Here is a 20,059-nt window from a genome sequence, read left to right as displayed (position 1 = left end):
GGAAAAGATGAAATTTACTAGGTTTGAAGTTAATGGAGCAGTATATACAGGAGTCTCAGAGGGTGGCCAATTAAAAGAAATCAAAGGTGATATTTTCGGAGATTGGGAATATACTGGCCAGAGTTTTTCTCAGGATGCTGCTAAACAGCTTGCACCCTTGGTTCCAAATCAGATTATTGGAATTGGAGCTAACTATGTGTCAGTGAAATCAGATTTGCCTGAGACACTCCCGGAAATTCCTGTATTCTTCTATAAGCCTGTATCTTCTGTTATAGGGCCAGATGAGGATATTATCATTCCTGAAGGCATTGAAGAGGTGAAATTTGAATCCGAACTGGCAGTGGTCATTGGCAGAGAAGCTAAAAATGTAGCAGAGTCAGATGTGCTTGATTATGTTTTTGGCTATACAGTGGGGAATGATGTTACTGCACCTCAATTCTTCCATAATGATGGGCATTGGACTATTGGTAAATCCTTTGACACATTTACTCCGCTTGGTCCCGTAATTGAAACAGAACTGGATCCGTTTCAGGTTAAAGTGGAAGCAAAATTAAACGGCTCAGAGAAACAGAACAGCAGCACAGAGTTAATGATTATCCCGATCCGAAAAATGATTTCCTACCTGACTAATGTCATGACTCTGATGCCAGGAGACATAATCCTTACAGGAAGTCCTGTTGGAGCTGAGATGGTTAAGTCAGGCGATATTATCGAATGTGAGATCAAAGAGATTGGGACTCTGCGGAATACTTTTGCAGTGGCACGTGAAAGCGCAAAAACGGTATAATCTATCTGTAATCGATTAAGGTTTTTGCACCAGAGGTGAGTGTTGTGGAAAGAGAAAACATGGTCAAGTCCGTCAGCAGGGCACTGGATATTATTACATTGATCAGCCTGAAAAAAAGCGGTCTTGGCGTAACGGAAATTGCCAATCAGATTGATATCAATAAAAGCTCTGTTTATCGTATTCTTTCTACTCTTGTTCAGTACGGATTTATAGAACAGGATAGCGAGACCGGCAAGTACAAATTAGGGTATAAATTCCTGGAGATCAGTTCAAAACTGCTTGAATCAATCGATCTGCGTGCAGAGGCAAGACCTTTTTTGCAGGAGCTGGAAAATGAAACTAATGAAGTCATTCATTTGGTCGTTTACGATCAGGGAGAGGTTGTGTACATCGAGAAGCTTGAGGGCAATGAGACTCTAAGGATGCATTCTAAAGTCGGAAAACGTGCTCCAATGCATTGCACATCTGTCGGTAAAGCTATTCTGGCTCATCTGCCTTCAAGTGTTGTTGTTGATATCCTTGAAAGAAAAGGGATGCCGGTCCATACAGATAAAACCATTACGGATAAGGATGAATTTATGAAAGAACTGGGGCAGGTCAGGCAAAATGGCTATGCACTTGATCTTGAAGAAAATGAATACGGGATTACATGTGTTGCCGTTCCTATTTTTGACCACCTCGGCAAGGTCATTGCTGCAGTCAGTATTTCAGGCCCGACAATGAGAATGACAAGTGATCGTCTTGATGCATTAAAATCTATAATGGTAAGAACAGGACAAGGGATTTCCGTCCGGCTGGGACATGTCAGCCGAATAAGTTAGGTTTAGCCCAATATATCTTGATAAAAAGATATATTGGGCTAATTTTTTTGTATATACATACAAATATTTTTGTGTAAATACATAGATTAAATTTTCCAAATATTATTGAAATTATGAAAAATGTTTGTATAATAAAAATAAGCTTGGTTCATTGTTGTATAACAAAACAATTATAGTTATATAACATGTTTCGTAGTCCGCAACAAAGTGCAATTATTGTTCGCTATTACAAAACAAAAGGGGGAAAAGTAATTAATGAGTACTGGAATGTTAGCTTTATTATCATTATTGCCAATAATCGCAGTCGCAGTATTCCTTGTCGGACTGAGATGGCCGGCAAGTAAGGCTATGCCCATCTCGTACCTTGTAGCAGTTGTACTGGCGCTATTTGTCTGGAAGGTGTCGGGTGCAAAAGTAGCGGCTGCATCCATTAATGGCCTGGTTGTCGCCGGAACACTCCTATACATTATTTTTGGTGCAATTCTGCTTCTGAATACTCTGCAGGAAAGCGGCGGATTAAAGACCATACGCCAGGGATTTACCGATATCTCTCCTGACCGCAGAATTCAAGTGATTATCATTGCCTGGCTGTTTGGATCTTTCATTGAAGGCGCATCAGGGTTTGGGACTCCTGCAGCAGTAGCTGTACCGCTATTGGTTGGGCTGGGCTTCCCGGCGATGGCAGCTGTAATTGCCGGGATGGTCATTCAAAGCACACCAGTTTCATTCGGTGCAGTAGGTACTCCTATGCTCGTTGGTGTTCAGACCGGCTTATCTGGCAATGCGAGCCTTACAGATAATCTGCTTGGCCTGGTAACGCAAATTGCCGGACAAGTAGCTATTCTCCATATGATTGCAGGCACATTAATTCCTTTATTTGTGGTAGCTTTAATGACAAGATTCTTTGGCAAGAACAAATCATTTACAGATGGGATAAAAATTTGGAAGTTTGCACTGTTCGCATCTTTTGCCATGACAATCCCTTATGTAATTGTCGCAAATGTTCTTGGACCTGAATTCCCGTCTATGATTGGCGGATTAGCTGGTTTAGCAATTGTTGTTTTTGCAGCTAAAAAAGGTTTTCTTATGCCTCCTAAGGATCAGGTCTGGGATTTTGAAGAGAAATCCAAGTGGGATCCTGAGTGGACCGGCAAACTTGAAATCAAAGCAGTTGCTCATAAAAGCGGAAGCATGACCATGATGCGTGCCTGGACTCCTTATGTTTTAGTCGGTCTGTTTTTAGTATTGTCGAGATTGAAATCGCTTCCATTTTTAGGATGGCTTCAGTCGTGGACTGTTAAGTTTGAAAACATTTTTGATTCCGGCATCACCTCAAGTTTCCAGCCGCTGTATTTGCCGGGTACCATTTTTATTCTTGTATCCGTTATCACCTATTTTATTCATGGAATGAATTCCAGTTCATACAAAAAAGCCTGGGCAGATTCAGGAAAGACAACTGTAGCTGCTTCAACAGCTTTAATTTTCACAGTTCCGATGGTACAGGTTTTCATCAATACCGGCGGGGGAGATGCTGGCTATAATCAGATGCCGATCGAACTCGCAAATGGTGCCGCAGCTCTTGCTGGAGAATTCTGGCCATTCTTCGCAACGTTTATAGGAGGTATTGGTGCATTTATCGCAGGAAGTAATACTGTAAGTAATATGATGTTTTCTTTATTCCAATATGATGTTGGTTCGCAGATAGGAGTGGATGCAACCTGGATTGTAGCCCTTCAGGCAGTCGGCGGAGCAGCTGGAAACATGATATGTGTCCATAACGTGGTGGCTGCATCAGCTGTTGTTGGTCTTGTCGGAAAAGAAGGCGCTGTCATTCGTAAGACTCTGTTCCCATTCTTCTATTATGCATTGCTGGCTGGATCAGTCGGCTACTCGATTGTATGGTATTCGCAAAAAGGAATCTTCAATCTTGGTTCCTTCGTTGCGGTTGGCATCGCAGTCGCAGCTGTATATATCATCGCAACAAACAATAGACGTTCCAACATGATTTTGCCTCCGCCTCCGGTGAATGTGAAATCTGCTAAATAAGAATACTTATAACTGGTTTAGCCCTTTGGCTGAACCAGTTTTTTCTTTTTATAAATATTTTTATATTTCCTCTTCTCTTTTCCAATTACTTGTAATATAATCTTACTGTATTAACTGTACTATGAATGATAGTACACTGTATACAGATGGGAGGGTAAGTATGTTTGAATTGGACGTAAGGAGCCGAAAGCCTATATATGAACAGCTGGTTGAGCGGCTTAAAGAGCTGATCATCACCGAGGTCTTAGCAGCAGATGAACAGCTGCCTTCCGTTCGAACGCTGGCCCATCAGCTGACAATCAACCCCAATACGATTCAAAAAGCATACAGGGAACTTGAATCCCAGGGCTATATTTATTCTATAAAGGGGAAGGGCAGTTTTGTCAGTCCAGCGACTCCCAATCTGAACAGTGAAAAAATAGAAAAAGTGAGAAATGAGCTTTCAAAGCTTTTATCAGAAGCTATATATCTTGGAATCACAAGTGATGAATTATTTAAGATGATTCAGAAATTAGAAGCAGCTATAGGGGGTGGGATAGAAGATGATCAAAATCCGTAATGTACGTAAATCATTCGAGGAGATGGATGCTGTCGAAAATGTCTCCATCGAAGTCAATAAAGGGTCCATATACGGCTTGCTTGGGTCAAATGGAGCAGGGAAAACAACGCTCTTGAAGCTTTTGGCAGGCATCTATGCGGAGGATGAGGGGTCTGTTGCTATTGACGGCCAGCCGGTCTTCGAAAATCCGGTAATTAAAGAAAAGATCTTTTTTATTCAGGATCATCCCTATTTTCTTCCTCAATATACAGTTAAGCAAATGGCTCAATTTTATCAAAATATTTACAGCAGATGGGATGACGGCCGCTTTGTGGAACTTGCTGCAATTTTTGAAATGGACATACATAAAAAGATTCATAGATTTTCAAAAGGCATTCAAAGGCAGGCTGCTTTTATCCTTGCTTTGTCTGCCAGGCCGGAAGTTTTAATTTTGGATGAGCCTATGGATGGCCTGGACCCGGTTATGAGAAAAAAAGTGAAAAGCCTGCTTATAGACGAGGTTGCCGAAAGAGAAATGACCATTCTTATTTCCTCTCATAACCTGCGTGAAGTGGAAGATTTATGTGATTTTATTGGCATCATGCATAAAGGGCGTATGATCCTGGAAAAAGACCTGGATGACCTTAAAACAGATACACATAAGATTCAAGTGGCTTTTAAAGGATCTGTACCAGCCATTTTCGATCCGCTGAAAATTCTTCATAAAGAAAAAAGAGGCAGTATTATGATCTGCATTGTAAAGGGAGATGCGAAGGAAATATCGTCATATGTAGAACAATTTAAGCCAGTGATTTTTGATATGCTTCCCCTTACATTAGAGGAAATCTTCATTTATGAAATGGGGGACATTGGATATGCAGTCCAAAACATCCTTGGTTAGGAGGGAAATTCTAAAAACGATTTTCAGAAGTGTCGGCTGGGTTTCCATTGTATATTTTCTCGGTCTGTTCTTCGCTATTCCACTTGATATAATAATGAATTCTTCAGAGGAACAGCGGAAATTTCTGGACATTGACAATCTGTTTCAATACAACTTCCAGATCCAGTTTATTTTTAATATATCAGTGCCGGTGATCTTGTCTGTGTTCTTATTCAGATACACACAGGTAAAACAGTATAGCGATTTAATGCACAGCCTCCCAGTCAAGCGGGATTCCATTTTCCATCAGTATGCTTTATCAGGAATCATGCTATTAATTACGCCTGTTTTACTCATTGCTTTAATAGTCCTGATCCTTTACCAGCCCATGAATTTGCAGGAGTTCTATTCAATTGGGGAGATATTCAATTGGGTGGGCATCACCCTTTTATTTAATATTGTGATTTACCTGGCAGGAGTTTCTGTAGGAATGCTGACGGGATTATCCGCCGTTCAGGGTGCCTTAACGTATATTTTCCTCTTGCTCCCTGTAGGCATGATCATTTTAGTCTCTATTAATTTGCCATTCTATTTATTTGGCTATCCAGACCAATATTATATGGCAAGCAAATTTGAGAAGTTTTCTCCCTTAATTGCATTATCTCAGATGAACATGCGCACTCCCTCAAGCGCAGAGGCTGCTATTTATCTCTTGCTTATTTTGTCTCTGTATTGTCTTGGTTTGCAGATCTATAAAAGGAGAAGGATGGAGGCTGTCTCCCATGCCCTGGTTTTTCCGATTACAAAACCCATCTTTAAATATGGTGTAACTTTTTGCACGATGCTTTTAGGGGGGGGATATTTCGGTGAGATGCGCGGCGGCATGAGCTGGCTTATAGCTGGCTACGTGTTTGGAGCATTGATTGGATATGCGGCTGCCGAAATGGTTCTGCAAAAATCATGGCGTGTGACCATTAATGTGAAAGGATTGCTGGCATACACAGCTTTAATGGCGGCTTTATTCGTCTTATTCCAATTTGATTTTACTCAATATGAAAAAAGTGTACCACGGGGCAATGAAATTGAGCGGGTTCATTTTAGCGAGAGTTTTTACCTTTATAGTGATATCGATCATGAGGAACCCTTATATTTGAAAGAATACGAGAATATAGATTTGGTCAGAAGATTTCATGAGACGATTATAAAGGACGAAAACAGGCTTGCGCAGATTCCGGGCCGCGATTCAGTTTTTATCGTGTATGAACTGAAGAATGGCGAAAAGCTAATCCGTGATTACAGGATTAATAAAAAGGAATACCAGCCATTTCTTAAGCTGATTTATGAATCCGATGAATACAAAAAGGCTACCAATGAAATCTATCAGGTTTCAGCCGATGACACTACAAAGATAACGATTACTCCAACTGGACCTGTTAATAAACGGGCGGTCATTACAGACGATAAAGATCTAAAAGAGGCTATTGAGATATTGACGGAAGAAGTTGATTCTGCTTCCTTTGAAGAGCTCCAGGGAAGTGACGAGCCATATGCGCACATTGAGATTTTTTATAATGACAGCAATAAAGCATATATGCCTTGGTATCCTTCTTATGCAAGGTTTGAGGAATGGCTGGAAGAAAAGTCACTATTGAATGAAGCAAGAGTGAACAGCAATGATATCTCTTATGCTTTGGCTGCAAAAGCGAAGGATATCGATATCAATTTTGCAGCCGGGTACTCGTATGAAGAAGTTTTTGAAGAAATGAGAAATAGCAAATCTGCCGTCAAATTAACGGATAAGGAACAATTAGAAAGCAGCTTGAAAAATTCAGAAGGATTCATTGATGGAGACTATATTATTGCGTTCTATTTTGATGAGCAAAGGACAATTGATATTAAAAGCTTCACAGAAAAAACAGTTCCAGCCTTTATAAAAGAACGGCTCCAATAAAAGGTTAGAAACCTATAGGAGAGGGGGATTAAAGTGATTAAACCTTCAGTGGATATGAGAGAGATCTGCAGGCTATACAATAAACGGCTCTATCATATTGCTTATAATATAACAAGGGATCATTATCTTGCACAGGATGTTGTGCAGGAATCGCTGCTCAAAGCATATAAAAAAATGGACAGCATTGATGATCAGGAAAAGCTGGGGGCCTGGTTATCCTCGATTGCAACCAGAACTGCGATTGATTTTGTCCGAAAAGAAAGAAGGACAAATGAGAGAATACAGGATTCCGTTGATTTTGAAAACTGCATGGGAAATAAATATATTGATGCCGGGCTTGAAGCAGAAGTCAATTTGCTTGAGGAGCAGATATATGCTTATGTAGATTCCCTCTCCTATGAACAGAAAAGGGTTTTCCTGCTTAAAACAAAGCACGGGCTGAAAGAGAAAGAAATAGCGGACATTCTCCATCTCAACCCAAACACTGTCAAAACAAAATTGTATCGGGTTAGGCAGCACCTTAGAGAAATTCTTGGCGATCGGTATTTGGCATAGAAAAACAGCTTCTGAAATGGAGCTGTTTTTTTGTGCAATTACAGGGAATTGATAAATAATCAGCAGGAATTCGGCCACTCAGCAGGAAAATCTGCATTCCTAATGGAAATGTCTTCATAGAAAAACCTGATTAATAAAAGGAGGTTCACTATGGAAGTGAAAGATTGCAGGGCCTTTATCACTGGCGGTGCCTCAGGGCTTGGCGAGGCGACTGTGAGAAAAATAGCCGGCTGCGGCGGAAAAGTTCTTATTGCAGATTTGGCGGAGGATCGGGCAAGCCATCTTATCAAGGAACTGGGGGGAAATGTTCTTTTTTTGAAAACGGATGTAACAAAAGAAGAAGACGTAAAAAGAGCAGTGGCATTTGCATCTGAACAATTTGGCAGCTTTAATACTGCCGTTAACTGTGCCGGCATAGGAATTGCCGCCAAGCTGATTGGCCGAAAGGGAGTCCATACACTGGAGATATTCCAAAAGGTCATTACGATTAATCTGATCGGGACTTTTAACGTCATTCGGCTGGCTGCTGAACAAATGGCAAAGAATGAGCCAAATGAACAAGGTGAAAGGGGCGTCATTATTAACACGGCCTCCGTAGCAGCCTTTGAAGGACAAATTGGCCAGGCTGCATATAGTGCATCAAAGGGCGGTGTGGTTGGCATGACCTTGCCAATTGCCAGAGAGCTGGCGGGTTATGGAATTCGTGTTATGACAATTGCCCCCGGTTTGTTTAATACACCTATGTTTGATTCGCTGCCTGAAGTGGCAAGGAATTCCTTGGGGCAAATGGTGCCTTTTCCTTCAAGGCTGGGATATCCTGAGGAGTATGCCAGGCTGGCAGAGAGTATTTTAGTGAATCCGATGCTGAATGGAGAAACGATCCGTCTGGATGGCGGCATCCGTATGCAGCCAAAGTAATAAAGAGAGAGCTGTTCTTTATACAAAGGCAGTTTCCGCAAGGTTTGTTGCTTTTTGTATATTAATTAATTAGTTGATTGGAGAGAGCAGCCTGGAGCGTAAATCAACGGACAACAATGATAGGCGAAAAAAATTTATACGAAAAAAGACTTTACGAAAGACAGATATTTTAAAAAAATGAATTTTAAATGTTCTAAAAATATAGATAATTATTGTACAATATAATTGTAAGCCTTTACAAAGGCAGTGAATAATACTTTGTGTTATGTCAAAAAAATTTTAGATTCGGAGGATCATAATATGGCTGCTTCATACATACAGGAAGAGCATGAAATTTTTCGGGAATCTCTGCGTAAGTTTTTAGAGAAGGAAGCATATCCGTATTATGACAAATGGGAAGAGGACAGGATCATTCCCCGGGATTTTTGGCACAAGATGGGGGAGCAAGGTTTTTTATGCCCTGATATTGATGAAAAATATGGCGGAAGCAATGTTGATTGGGGCTTCTCAGTAGTCATTAATGAAGAACTTGAACGGGTTGGTTCAGGCATGGTGGGAATTGGGCTCCACAATGATATTGTTGTTCCTTACATTACTGCTTATGGAACAGATGAGCAAAAGGAAAGGTGGCTGCCAAAGTGTGCAGAAGGTGAAATCATTACTGCTATCGCAATGACTGAACCTGGCGCCGGATCTGATTTAGCCGGCATCAGAACGACAGCAAGGCTTGATGGGGACTATTACATAGTGAATGGTGAAAAGACCTTTATAACCAATGGAATTCATGCCGATTTAATCATCATAGCCTGTAAAACCAATCCCAATGCAGTTCCCAGGCATAAAGGAGTAAGCTTGCTTGCGATCGAGAGGGGAACAAAGGGGTTTTCAAGAGGAAGAAAATTAAACAAGGTTGGCCTTCACTGTCAGGATACGGCAGAGTTAATTTTTGAAGATTGCATGGTTCCGAAAGAAAATCTGATTGGAGAAGAAGGGAAAGGTTTTCTGTATTTGATGGATAAGCTGCAGCAGGAAAGACTTGTCGTTGCAATCGCTGCCCAGGTGGCTGCAGAGGAAATGCTTAATTTAACAATGAATTATGTTAAGAATCGCGAGGCATTCGGAAAACCGGTCAGCCAGTTTCAAAACACTCAATTTAAGATTGCCGAAATGGCAACAGATATTGAGATGGGAAGGTCGTTTCTTGATCAATTGATCACAGAGCATATGGCAGGGAAAGATGTAGTTACAAAGGTCTCCATGGCGAAATGGAAGCTTACTGAAAACGCCCGGAATATTGCCGCAGAATGCATGCAGCTTCATGGCGGCTATGGCTACATGGAAGAATACGAGATTGCGAGGAGATACAGGGATATACCAGTTGCCAGTATATATGCAGGTACAAATGAAATCATGAAAACTATTATTGCGAAGAACATGGGTTTATAAGGAGGAGTAAACATGCGTGAAGCTGTCATTGTCGAAGGTGTCAGAACACCAGTAGGAAGAAAAAACGGCTTTTTAAAAGATATCAGGGCGGATGATCTGGCTGCTGAAGCACTAAAGGCACTTGTCGGACGTGCAGGCATAGATCCGCATTTCATTGATGATGTCATTCTTGGATGTGTCTCGCAAATAGGCGAACAAACAGGGGATATTGCAAGGGTCGCAGCATTGATAGCCGGTTTTCCGATTGAAGTGCCGGGGACCACCATTGACCGTCAATGCGGCTCCAGCCAGCAGGCTGTTCATTTTGCAGCTCAGGCGATTTTGGCGGGAGATATGGATATTGTGATCGCAGGCGGTGTCGAAAGCATGTCCCGTGTCCCTATCGGCTCCAGTTATCAGGGTGCAGGATTCAGTGAAAAACTGACAGACAGACATGAAATCATTCACCAGGGTTTATCAGCTGAACGCATTGCTGAAAAATATGGTTTTACAAGAGAAGAACTTGATCACTATTCATTAGAGAGCCACCAAAAGGCTTTAAAAGCACAGGCGGAAAAGCGTTTTGAGAGAGAGATTGCACCCTTAGATGCGACATTGTCTGATGGGCAGCTTATGACGGTATCGGAGGACTCCGGCCCCAGAAAGGAAACTTCGCTGGAAGCACTAGGAAGCTTACGAACTGTTTTTAAAGAGAATGGAGTCATTCATGCAGGGAATTCAAGTCAAATCAGCGATGGGGCCGCTGCACTATTAATTATGTCACGGGATAAAGCAGAGGAGCTTGGAATGAAGCCAAGGTTCAGGATTCTTGCCCGTACAGCAGTTGGCTCTGATCCTACTTTAATGCTGACTGGACCGATACCGGCAACTGAGAAAGTGTTAAAGAAAGCTGGACTGGCTATTGAGAACATCGACGTGTTTGAAGTGAACGAAGCATTCGCTCCTGTTCCGCTCGCCTGGCTGAAAGAAACAGGAGCCGATCCCGCAAAGCTTAATCCAAACGGCGGAGCCATTGCACTCGGCCATCCTCTGGGGGGCAGCGGTGCACGGCTGATGGTTACCATGATGCATGAACTGGAAAGAACAGGGGGGCGCTATGGACTGCAGACCATGTGTGAAGGCCTTGGAATGGCGAATGCAACTATTATTGAACGATTAGACTGAAAAATGGGGAGGAATAAAAATGACTACTACTATTGGGAGAATTTTTGATTTAACTGCCGGAAAGTTTCCGAATAAAGAAGCCCTGTATGATGTCAGGAAAAATCTTCGTCTTACCTATAAGGAATGGAGTCTTGAGATCAATAAATTGGCGAATTCCTTAATGAATGACGGCGTCAGAAAGGGCGACAGGGTTTCAACCTACCTTTTTAATACAGAGGAACTTGCAACAGCATTCTTTGCATGTGCAAAAATCGGTGCCATTTTTAATCCCATCAACTTTAGGCTGATGTCAGAAGAAGTTGCTTATATCCTTCAGGATGCAGATCCAAAAGTAGTGTTATTTGAACAAATGCTGGAATCCGGCATTACCCCAATTGCTAAACGTTTTCCTCATACTGCCTTCTGGTTCATTGATGACAATGCACCCGGATATGCTTCATCCTATCGGGAAAAAGTGGATGCAGCATCGCACGACGAAATCGAAATAGAAATTGACGAAAATGACTTGTACGCGATTATGTACACGAGCGGTACCACTGGTAGACCAAAAGGAGTTGTACACAGGCATCGGGATATGGCTGAACAAAGTTTAATCGTAATAGGAGCCACAAAGCTTGAAAGCAGTGACAATGGTCTTGTGACTGCTCCAATGTTCCACTGTGCAGAGCTTCACTGTGCCTTTTTGCCGAGGGTGCATGTGGGGGCTAAAAATACCATCCTCCATCACTTTGATGCAAAAGAAGTATTACAGTTAATTTCAGATGAGAAGATTACAAAGTTTTTTGCAGCACCTACCATGTGGAATATGCTGCTGCAGGAAAACTTAAGCGATTATAATCTGGAAAGCCTGAAGCTGGGACTGTATGGAGCAGCTCCAATGGCGCCGGCACTTGTGTATGCATGCCGGGAAAAATTAGGCATCTCCCTTGTACAGGCATATGGAATGACCGAGATGGGGCCTGCTATTACGTTTTTATCTGAAGATGATCAGATCCGGAAAGCAGGGTCTGCAGGACAGGCATGTTTAAACCATGAAATAAGGATTGTAAGACCGAATGAAAATGGTCCATCTGATCCTGATGATATGGTGCCGGCAGGGGAAACAGGTGAAATCATTGTAAAAGGTCCATGCATGATGAATGGTTATTTCAATCGGGATGAGGCAAACAGCCTTGCCATGCATGGAGGCTGGTACCACTCTGGTGACATAGGATATCTGGATGATGAAGGCTATTTGTACGTTAAAGACAGAGTCGATGATATGATCATTAGCGGCGGAGAAAACATTTACCCCCGGGAAGTGGAAGATATTTTATATACGCATATTGGCGTACTGGATGTGGCAGTGATTGGCCAGCCTGATGACCGCTGGGGTGAGACGGTCACAGCATTTGTCGTAAAAAAAGATCCGGCACTATCTGAAAATGAGCTGGATGAACTTTGCAGGAATAGTGATGAACTCGCTAATTATAAGCGGCCAAGAAAATACGTATTCTGTGAAGCGCTGCCAAGGAATGCGAGCGGAAAGATACAGAAGTTTATGCTCCGCAAGCAGCTGGAGGATCTGTTCGCTGACGGAAAAATTTAGCCGGAAGAAAGGGATGCATGATGTTAAAAGGCATAAGAGTAATCGATTTTTCCAATTATCTTCCTGGTCCGTTTGCTTCCCAGAGGCTTGCAGAGCTTGGAGCTGAAGTGATTAAGGTTGAATCTTTGACGGGTGACCCCGCAAGGCAGCTGGATATTAAAATACAGGGTACAGGAGCAGTGTTTGCCGCCAACAACCGAGGTAAAAAAAGCATTACACTCAATCTGAAGAGTGAGGAAGGAAGAAGTGCAGCCCTAAAGCTGATTTCTGAAAGTCATGCCGTGCTGGAAAGCTTTCGGCCAGGAGTCATGAAAAAACTCGGACTTGATTATGAGACTGTAAAAAGACATAAACCTGCTATCGTTTATTGCTCCCTTACAGGCTACGGGGAGAATAAAGATTTTCAATATTTAGGCAGTCATGATTTGAACTATATGGCAGTAAGCGGCGCCCTTTCCCAGCTGAAGGACCGCAGCGGCCGTCCTGTTCACCCGTCCAATACAATAGCGGACTTTATGGGAGGAATGGCTGCGAGCGAAAGGATACTGGCAGCCCTGCTTTCCGGCAAAGGCGGGCATCACTCCATTTCCATTGCTGAAGTGATGGCTTCCATCATGGGAAACCATTTGCTGATTGAAAAAGAAACGGGTTATCCAAATGGACTTCCGGTACTAAGCGGGGAAATCGTCGCCTACTCCATTTATGAGACAAAGGATGCGCGGTTTGCTGCACTTGCTGCATTAGAGCCGAAGTTCTGGATAAACTTCTGCAGGAGTGCCGGCAGAGAGGATTGGATTGATTCCCATTTCTCCCGTGCCTCTGGCAATAATCCTGTATTTTTGGAGATGACCGAATTATTTAAAAGCAGGACATTAAAAGAGTGGACTGAATTCGGGCAAAGAGTTGATTGCTGCCTGACTCCGGTATTGGAGACGGGTGAATTAAAAGACTTTCCACTTTTTAGGAGGATTTATGAACGAGACGGGAATTACCCTTTCGTTAAAATGCATGGAGGAATGGACTCGGCAGTGGATGGCCCTCCAAAACTGGGAGAACATAATGAGGAAGTCTTAAACACTATTGCTGGAATGTCAGCAGAGAAATTAAATTTATGACAGAAAATTAAAGTATGTCCTGAAAGAATGAAGAGTCCCTAATCATGAAGATGATTAGGGACTCTTCATGTTTTATGCCTCAAAAATTGTGACACTTGCGAGATTAAGTCGAGTCACTCTTCCAAATGGATTTTAGCCTTTGAATATTCGAAAGAGAGGGGATGCTGCTGAGATTAAATGGTATAATGAAGGGGAATATATATTAAAATAAACTTTTTTCTATTTTTGGAGTGTGATGGTCACTAGTGCGTTTTATTAAAACAATCCCCAATATAGTCACTTTGGGTAATCTATATTGCGGTTTTCTTTCAATCGGAATGGCAGCCAATGGCGAATTTAAAAATGCAGCAATATTAATTTTAATCGGCATGATGCTTGATAGCATGGACGGCAGGCTGGCAAGAATGCTGAAAGCGGATAGTACGCTTGGAAAAGAACTTGATTCGCTGGCAGATATTGTTACATTTGGTGTTGCCCCTTCATTTTTGGTCTTTTATACATATTTTTTTCAATTTGGAATTCTTGGATTGATTGTTTCAGGTCTTTTTCCTTTATTCGGGGCATATCGGCTTGCCCGATTCAATATCAGTCCCCCAAAGTCCTCATTAAATTATTTTATAGGAGTTCCGATAACAGCAGCAGGAGGGATCATGGCCATACTGACCCTTTTTGGTGACCGTATTCCCAATATCATCACAACTGTTGTGTTTACTGCACTATGCTTTCTAATGGTAAGCAGAATTCGGATCCCCAGCTTTAAGGAAGTTCCTCTTCCAAAATACGGGACGATTGTTACCATTTTTCTAGGAAGTGTCCTGTACGTTATTTATAAGGGCTCCTATGGACCATTCCCCGATTTAATTTATATTGCGATTCCGCTATACATTGCATATTTGACCTACCGGTTCATTAAAGGTAAAAACAAAAAAGATATCGATTAAGTAGAAAAGAGAAAGCGCCTTGCCCACCTTCGGCACCTTGAGGGGGGCTGCTTGCGCAGGAAAGTTATCGAAGTTTAAAGTTATACTTTTTTACAAAAAAAAGGCCGGAATGGCCTTTTTATTTGTAAAATACTTTGTCTATATTATATTTTGCATGAAGGGTATTAATGATATAAGTCTCATAAATTTCGCGCTCCATGCTGTCTTCAACGTAAATGACTGCAATTTTATAGACATCATCACGATGATTTTTTATTGGGGAAACATTATCTTCAAAATGCTTTTTCACGCGCTGCCTTAATTTTCGTGCCTTCCCAGCAAAGAGCAGATCTTCATTCGCATCGAAGAACAGAATCATGCCGCCCTTGTCTCTTGGTATCTTATGATAATCTGTGAAACCATAGACACTGCTAAGGTCACTTTCTCCTGCCTGCCCCGTTTGCCTGCTTCTTGTAATGACGAGATTTGGCTCGGGAATTTCAATTTTTATCAATATCATCACTTCCTATTCTAAGATTAAAGAGTACCATAAATTTCATATGTAATCCACATTAAAAGCATCATGGGATTCTGCCTGGCCCCAGAAACCTAGTGAACTGCAGGTTGCCCTCCTATCTTCGGAACATTTAGAACTCGATCATCTAAAGATCATGCAAAACTTGCCGTGCTACATGTACTGCTGAAAAAATTTTTAAATGCTTGGATTATATAGAGTGTAATTGTTTTTGTCTTTCTTTTGTCATATTCAGCAGCACTTCATTATTAAGCGAGCGTGCCATTTTAAGGGTGAGGTCCAAAATCTTCTTGATTCCTTCCTTCTGGCCGTAATCAATAGCTACCCGATCACATTGAACTTCAGTATCTGTACAGATTATATTCTTTCCAGCCGGATAGGTAATATGTCCAATTTCATGCAAAATTATGGCTTCTTTTATTTCTCTGTCTGAACAGAACTTTTCATAATCATAGACGACAATAAACCATTCATAATGCGCATCCAGGGATCGATAAAACATAGTCAGGAGTCTGCAGTCAATATTCCAAAAGCTCAGCCAGTTTTCATCGTTTAGACCAAAGTTTTTTAAAACAGTATGTTTATCTTCTAATATGGCTATTTTTCTTTCTCGGCCGCAATAGGCTAAGGAAAGCTCTTCACACAAACAGATCAAGTCAGATTCTCCTTTTATTTAATTTCGAATTACTAGCATTGTTATGTAAGCGGCACTTTTTTAATCACCAGCCAATAAGAAATTAATGGATCTGTTGCAAACCTGCCATGCTGCAGTAAAATGCCAAAAAAGGGACAGCACATACATTTAAGGAAAATCTGAGAGAGGAAATGATTTAGTCGTGATTTAACTAGTAATCCAAAAGCGGGGCATCAGCAGCCTTCATAATGGGTGAAGCTGGACTAAGACCAAACTAAGCTGGGCACATTGTGTTCAGCTATTCTTCTTTCTATTTACATAAAGAGTGTGCATACTATTTACGACTTAGCTCATAGTGAAAAATACTTACACATAAGGAATTTGTCATATCAATATTCCCAATCACATAGAAATGAAAAATAGCTTAGCACTGAAAAATATTTTAAATATTAAAAGGAGAAAATAAACATGTAAAGAATATTTAAACTATTCATAATTTTATAAAAAATACTTTGCTTATCGAAATAAAGGGGGTTGAAAGATTGGGGATTTTAGAGATAAAAGATGCTACTTTAAGGTTTGGAGGTGTAGTAGCTCTCGATCATGTCTCATATGAAGTGCAGGAAGGAGAGATTTTTTCGCTTATTGGGCCAAATGGGGCAGGGAAGACAAGTATGCTGAATTGCATTAGCGGACTATACAAGCCTTCATCTGGTTCCATCCACTTCAAAGGGGAAGATATTACCCGCTATAAACCTCACAAAAGAGCCAGTATGGGTATTGCCCGGGCATTCCAGAACATCGAACTTTTTCCGCATTTATCTGTTTTGGACAATCTGATGCTTGGCAGGCATGTCAGAATGAAAACCGGGCTTCTTGCAGGAGGATTTTATTGGGGAAAGGCGCAAAGAGAGGAAATTGAACATCGGAAAAAAGTTGAGCAGGTAATCGATTTTCTTGAAATTGAGGATATCCGCAATACTCCCGTGGGAACTCTTTCGTATGGATTGCAGAAAAGGGTCGAAACCGGCAGGGCTCTGGCACTGGAACCTGACATCCTTCTTCTGGATGAGCCGATGGCAGGCATGAATAGTGAAGAAAAAGAGGACATGGCCAGATACATTATCGACATTCATGAAGAAATGAATACAACCATTATATTAATTGAACACGACATGGGAGTTGTTATGGATTTATCCGATCACATTGCAGTTCTTGATTTCGGGAAACTGATTGGCTACGGGACGCCCGAAGAGATTCAGAATAATCCTAGAGTCATAGAAGCTTATCTGGGAGAAGAGAATGCCGTATAACAGATAATTCGGCTAAAAGTTAGTTTTATTTTTTAGGAGGGGGGAGCGATTCTATGAGCATGACATTTACGCAGCTGCTGATTGAAAGGGCTTACACAAAAGGGTCACAAGTTGCTTTAAGAGAAAAAGAATTTGGAATTTGGAATGAAATCACGTATGAAGCGTTCTTGGAGAAAGTTATGAATTTCAGCTTGGGGTTGGCATCTTTAGGTCTGAAAAGGGAGGATAAGCTAGCCATTATTGGCGATAACAGACCTGAATGGGTAATCAGTGAGCTTGCTGTGCAAAGCTTGGGCGGCATTTCAGTCGGAATCTATCAGGAATCCTTACCTGCTGAACTTAGTTACATCATTGATAATTGTGACGCAACTATAATAGTAGCAGAAGATCAGGAGCAAGTGGATAAGCTTCTGGAAATTAAAGACTCCATTCCTAAAGTCAGAACGATTATTTATTATGATTCACGGGGCATGAGAAGTTACCGGGAGGATTTTCTTTTTGAATTTGAAGAGGTTCTGCAAATGGGACGGGTTTATCACACTGAGCAGCCTGATTTATTTGCACAGGAAGTTGATAAAGGTTCTGCAGATGACGTGGCTATTTTATCATATACTTCAGGAACGACAGGCAATCCGAAAGGAACGATGCTTACTTACAGGAATCTGATAGACATGGCTAAAAACCTATCAGACATCGATCCGCTGACTGATAAGGATGAATATGTATCATTCCTTCCGCTTGCCTGGATCGGGGAACAAATGATGACCTTTGCTATGGGCTTATACAATGGGATGACGATTAATTTCCCTGAAGAGCCGGCAACCGTATTGGAAGACCTTCGGGAAATTGGGCCACAGGTTATGTTTTCACCTCCAAGAATATATGAAGATATGGTATCTCGCTTTCAGGTCAGAATTCAGGACAGCGGCTGGCTAAAAAGAAAGATATATAATTTGTGCAAGCCGATAGGCGAGAAGGCAGCCAAAGCACATTTTGAAAACAAACCTGTCAGCACTGGAACGAAGGTTCTCTATAGAATTGCTGATTATCTGATGTTCAGTGCGATTCGCGATCATTTCGGACTCCTGAAGATCAAGCGCGCTTATACCGGAGGTGCCCCTTTAGGCCCAGATGTATTTGAGTTCTTCCACAGCATAGGAGTCAATGTGAAAAGCATTTATGGGCAGACAGAAGTTTCAGGCATATCTATTGTGCACAGGGACGGAGACATTAAGCTGGACAGTGTTGGAATTCCTATTCCTGGAACAGAAGTGAAAATTTCTGATGAAGGAGAAATTCTGATCAAAAGCTCAAGCGTCTGCAAAGGGTACTATAAAAACGAGAAAAGTACAATCGAAACCATTCAGGATGGCTGGCTACATACAGGGGATGCAGGGAGGCTGGATGAAGATGGGCATTTGTATATCATTGACCGTATTAAAGATGTCATTCGCCTTGATACAGGTGAGATGTTCTCCCCGCAATTTATCGAAAATAAGCTGAAATTCAGTTCGTTCATACAGGAAGCGGTAGCAATCGGGAAGGATCGCCCATATGTGGTTGCCATGATCAATATCGATATGAAAAATGTAGGGCGCTGGGCAGAGAAAAATCAAATCAGCTATACAACTTATACCGATTTATCATCCAAACCGGAAGTGCTGGAACTGATCGAAAAACAGGTGCAGGAAATCAATCAGACCCTGCCTGAAAAAGCCCGGGTGAAAAAATTCGTTCTTCTTTATAAAGAACTGGATGCAGATGATGAAGAGCTTACAAGAACAAAGAAAGTCCGCAGGCAGTTTGTTGCTAGAAAATATCAGGCCTTAATCGATGGTCTTTATACAGAGGACAAAAAAATACGGGTCAATGGCACGATCAAGTATCGTGATGGCATGGAACAAACCATCCAAACAACGCTTCAAGTCATTTTTTTGGATGAAGGAGAGGGGGCAGCTTAATGACTTTTTTCTTGCAGATGCTCGTAACAGGAATAGTTGTAGGAAGTGTTTATGCACTTGTGGCACTGGGTTTTGTGCTTATTTATAAATCCAGTGACGCCATCAACTTTGCACAAGGAGAGTTCCTTTTAATTGGAACGTATGTATGTTTAACGCTTATTACAGCCTACAACATTCCGTTTATTGCAGCCCTTTTAATTGCGCTTATGTTCAGTGCCGTTTTAGGATTTGTCATTGAACGTATTGTTCTGCGTCCGTTTATTGGAGAGCCGGTCATATCGATGATAATGGCGACGATCGGTTTATCGAGTGTTCTTGCTGGGATTGTCCATATTATTTGGGGACATGAAACACGTGTGTTTCCAAAAATCTTCTCAGAACAGCCGATTAATCTTGGTGAGATTGTCATTGCACCTGTCTATTTATGGTCACTTTTAATCGTTGTGGCTATGCTTATCATTTTCACCCTCTTTTTCAAATATTCGAAGCTGGGAATTGCGATGAGGGCAACCGCAGATGATCAGCAGGCGGCTATGTCAATGGGTATCAGCGTTAAGATGATTTTCGCAGTTGCCTGGGCAATTGCTGCAATTGTTTCTGCGGTTGGTGGCATCCTTCTCGGGAACATAAATGGTGTTAATGCATCCCTTTCAGCGATCGGCTTAAAAGTACTTCCGGTTGCCATCTTAGGAGGACTTGACAGTATCCCCGGGGCCATCATCGGGGGACTGATCATCGGCATTCTTGAGAGCTTGACTGGCGGATATCTTGATCCATTGGTTGGTGGCGGTCTGAAAGAGGTTATGCCGTTTGTCATCCTCGTATTTATCCTTATGTTCAAGCCATATGGTTTGTTCGGAAAAAAAGAAATCGAGAGGGTGTAACCG

At 41.7% G+C, this 20,059-nt stretch carries 18 protein-coding genes; 16 read left to right on the top strand and 2 right to left on the bottom strand.

Annotation, left to right across the window (positions count from 1 at the left end; translation table 11 throughout):
• The first annotated feature begins 7 nt into the window (after positions 1-7).
• The 13 genes from ACEQ1T_RS02855 to pssA all read left to right on the top strand — a co-directional run bounded on the left by ACEQ1T_RS02855 (position 8) and on the right by pssA (position 14,750).
• A complete protein-coding gene (locus ACEQ1T_RS02855; protein WP_370221654.1) occupies positions 8-787 on the top strand; it encodes a fumarylacetoacetate hydrolase family protein in 780 nt (259 codons plus the stop codon).
• A 44-nt stretch (positions 788-831) separates the two neighbouring features.
• Positions 832-1,608, top strand: a complete 777-nt coding sequence (locus ACEQ1T_RS02850; RefSeq protein WP_370221652.1) for an IclR family transcriptional regulator — start codon at positions 832-834, stop codon at positions 1,606-1,608.
• 255 nt (positions 1,609-1,863) lie between these two features.
• Positions 1,864-3,654 carry an L-lactate permease gene (locus ACEQ1T_RS02845; RefSeq protein WP_206843465.1) on the top strand — a complete coding sequence of 597 codons (1,791 nt, stop codon included), beginning with the start codon at positions 1,864-1,866 and terminating at the stop codon, positions 3,652-3,654.
• 160 nt (positions 3,655-3,814) lie between these two features.
• Positions 3,815-4,213 (top strand): GntR family transcriptional regulator, encoded by a 399-nt coding sequence (locus tag ACEQ1T_RS02840; protein ID WP_206843477.1) that lies wholly within the window; start codon positions 3,815-3,817, stop codon positions 4,211-4,213.
• Complete coding sequence (locus ACEQ1T_RS02835; protein ID WP_370221651.1) at positions 4,197-5,093, top strand: ABC transporter ATP-binding protein; 897 nt, start codon at positions 4,197-4,199, stop codon at positions 5,091-5,093. Before ACEQ1T_RS02840 ends, ACEQ1T_RS02835 begins: the two co-directional genes overlap by 17 nt.
• Positions 5,068-7,023, top strand: a complete 1,956-nt coding sequence (locus tag ACEQ1T_RS02830) for a DUF6449 domain-containing protein (protein ID WP_370221650.1) — start codon at positions 5,068-5,070, stop codon at positions 7,021-7,023. Before ACEQ1T_RS02835 ends, ACEQ1T_RS02830 begins: the two co-directional genes overlap by 26 nt.
• 33 nt (positions 7,024-7,056) lie before the next feature.
• Positions 7,057-7,578 (top strand): RNA polymerase sigma factor, encoded by a 522-nt coding sequence (locus ACEQ1T_RS02825; protein ID WP_370221649.1) that lies wholly within the window; start codon positions 7,057-7,059, stop codon positions 7,576-7,578.
• Positions 7,579-7,728: 150 nt separating this feature from the next.
• A complete protein-coding gene (locus tag ACEQ1T_RS02820; RefSeq protein WP_370221648.1) occupies positions 7,729-8,496 on the top strand; it encodes a 3-hydroxyacyl-CoA dehydrogenase in 768 nt (255 codons plus the stop codon).
• A 300-nt stretch (positions 8,497-8,796) separates the two neighbouring features.
• Positions 8,797-9,942: an acyl-CoA dehydrogenase family protein gene (locus ACEQ1T_RS02815; RefSeq protein ID WP_370221647.1), complete on the top strand. Its 1,146-nt coding sequence runs from the start codon at positions 8,797-8,799 to the stop codon at positions 9,940-9,942.
• 12 nt (positions 9,943-9,954) lie between these two features.
• Positions 9,955-11,106, top strand: a complete 1,152-nt coding sequence (locus ACEQ1T_RS02810; protein ID WP_370221645.1) for an acetyl-CoA C-acyltransferase — start codon at positions 9,955-9,957, stop codon at positions 11,104-11,106.
• Between the two features lie 19 nt (positions 11,107-11,125).
• Positions 11,126-12,694: a fatty acid--CoA ligase gene (locus ACEQ1T_RS02805; protein WP_206843494.1), complete on the top strand. Its 1,569-nt coding sequence runs from the start codon at positions 11,126-11,128 to the stop codon at positions 12,692-12,694.
• A 20-nt stretch (positions 12,695-12,714) separates the two neighbouring features.
• Positions 12,715-13,809: a CaiB/BaiF CoA transferase family protein gene (locus ACEQ1T_RS02800; RefSeq protein WP_370221659.1), complete on the top strand. Its 1,095-nt coding sequence runs from the start codon at positions 12,715-12,717 to the stop codon at positions 13,807-13,809.
• Between the two features lie 245 nt (positions 13,810-14,054).
• Entirely contained in the window at positions 14,055-14,750 is a 696-nt protein-coding gene (gene pssA / locus ACEQ1T_RS02795; protein WP_206843495.1) for a CDP-diacylglycerol--serine O-phosphatidyltransferase, read from the top strand.
• 118 nt (positions 14,751-14,868) lie between these two features.
• Here the strand turns inward: pssA and ACEQ1T_RS02790 are convergent, their stop codons facing one another.
• Both ACEQ1T_RS02790 and ACEQ1T_RS02785 read right to left on the bottom strand, forming a co-directional pair.
• Positions 14,869-15,243, bottom strand: coding sequence for a nucleotide excision repair endonuclease (locus ACEQ1T_RS02790; RefSeq protein ID WP_206843497.1), 375 nt, complete (start codon positions 15,241-15,243; stop codon positions 14,869-14,871).
• Positions 15,244-15,454: 211 nt separating this feature from the next.
• Positions 15,455-15,919, bottom strand: coding sequence for a hypothetical protein (locus ACEQ1T_RS02785; protein ID WP_206843499.1), 465 nt, complete (start codon positions 15,917-15,919; stop codon positions 15,455-15,457).
• A 521-nt stretch (positions 15,920-16,440) separates the two neighbouring features.
• Between ACEQ1T_RS02785 and ACEQ1T_RS02780 the strand changes: the two genes are divergently transcribed.
• From ACEQ1T_RS02780 to ACEQ1T_RS02770, 3 genes are read left to right on the top strand one after another with little or no spacing between them, the layout of a single operon-like run.
• Complete coding sequence (locus ACEQ1T_RS02780; RefSeq protein ID WP_206843501.1) at positions 16,441-17,211, top strand: ABC transporter ATP-binding protein; 771 nt, start codon at positions 16,441-16,443, stop codon at positions 17,209-17,211.
• A 53-nt stretch (positions 17,212-17,264) separates the two neighbouring features.
• Positions 17,265-19,172 (top strand): AMP-binding protein, encoded by a 1,908-nt coding sequence (locus ACEQ1T_RS02775; protein WP_206843503.1) that lies wholly within the window; start codon positions 17,265-17,267, stop codon positions 19,170-19,172.
• Positions 19,172-20,056, top strand: coding sequence for a branched-chain amino acid ABC transporter permease (locus tag ACEQ1T_RS02770; protein ID WP_206843507.1), 885 nt, complete (start codon positions 19,172-19,174; stop codon positions 20,054-20,056). The genes ACEQ1T_RS02775 and ACEQ1T_RS02770 overlap by 1 nt, the downstream gene beginning before the upstream one ends.
• Positions 20,057-20,059 lie beyond the last annotated feature (3 nt).

The organism is Cytobacillus sp. (assembly GCF_964223445.1).
Taxonomy (GTDB): domain Bacteria; phylum Bacillota; class Bacilli; order Bacillales; family Cytobacillaceae; genus Cytobacillus.
Note: the sequence above shows the minus strand (reverse complement) of the source record. Positions and strands in the feature narration are given on the sequence as shown.

Excerpts from the sequence above, each read along its gene's own strand:
- ACEQ1T_RS02775 (WP_206843503.1), top strand. The coding sequence starts at position 17,265 with ATGAGCATGACATTTACGCAGCTGCTGATTGAAAGGGCTTACACAAAA.
- ACEQ1T_RS02840 (WP_206843477.1), top strand. The coding sequence starts at position 3,815 with ATGTTTGAATTGGACGTAAGGAGCCGAAAGCCTATATATGAACAGCTG.
- ACEQ1T_RS02810 (WP_370221645.1), top strand. The coding sequence starts at position 9,955 with ATGCGTGAAGCTGTCATTGTCGAAGGTGTCAGAACACCAGTAGGAAGA.
- ACEQ1T_RS02800 (WP_370221659.1), top strand. The coding sequence starts at position 12,715 with ATGTTAAAAGGCATAAGAGTAATCGATTTTTCCAATTATCTTCCTGGT.
- ACEQ1T_RS02845 (WP_206843465.1), top strand. The coding sequence starts at position 1,864 with ATGAGTACTGGAATGTTAGCTTTATTATCATTATTGCCAATAATCGCA.
- ACEQ1T_RS02835 (WP_370221651.1), top strand. The coding sequence starts at position 4,197 with ATGATCAAAATCCGTAATGTACGTAAATCATTCGAGGAGATGGATGCT.
- ACEQ1T_RS02820 (WP_370221648.1), top strand. The coding sequence starts at position 7,729 with ATGGAAGTGAAAGATTGCAGGGCCTTTATCACTGGCGGTGCCTCAGGG.
- ACEQ1T_RS02805 (WP_206843494.1), top strand. The coding sequence starts at position 11,126 with ATGACTACTACTATTGGGAGAATTTTTGATTTAACTGCCGGAAAGTTT.
- ACEQ1T_RS02815 (WP_370221647.1), top strand. The coding sequence starts at position 8,797 with ATGGCTGCTTCATACATACAGGAAGAGCATGAAATTTTTCGGGAATCT.
- ACEQ1T_RS02855 (WP_370221654.1), top strand. The coding sequence starts at position 8 with ATGAAATTTACTAGGTTTGAAGTTAATGGAGCAGTATATACAGGAGTC.
- ACEQ1T_RS02770 (WP_206843507.1), top strand. The coding sequence starts at position 19,172 with ATGACTTTTTTCTTGCAGATGCTCGTAACAGGAATAGTTGTAGGAAGT.
- ACEQ1T_RS02830 (WP_370221650.1), top strand. The coding sequence starts at position 5,068 with ATGCAGTCCAAAACATCCTTGGTTAGGAGGGAAATTCTAAAAACGATT.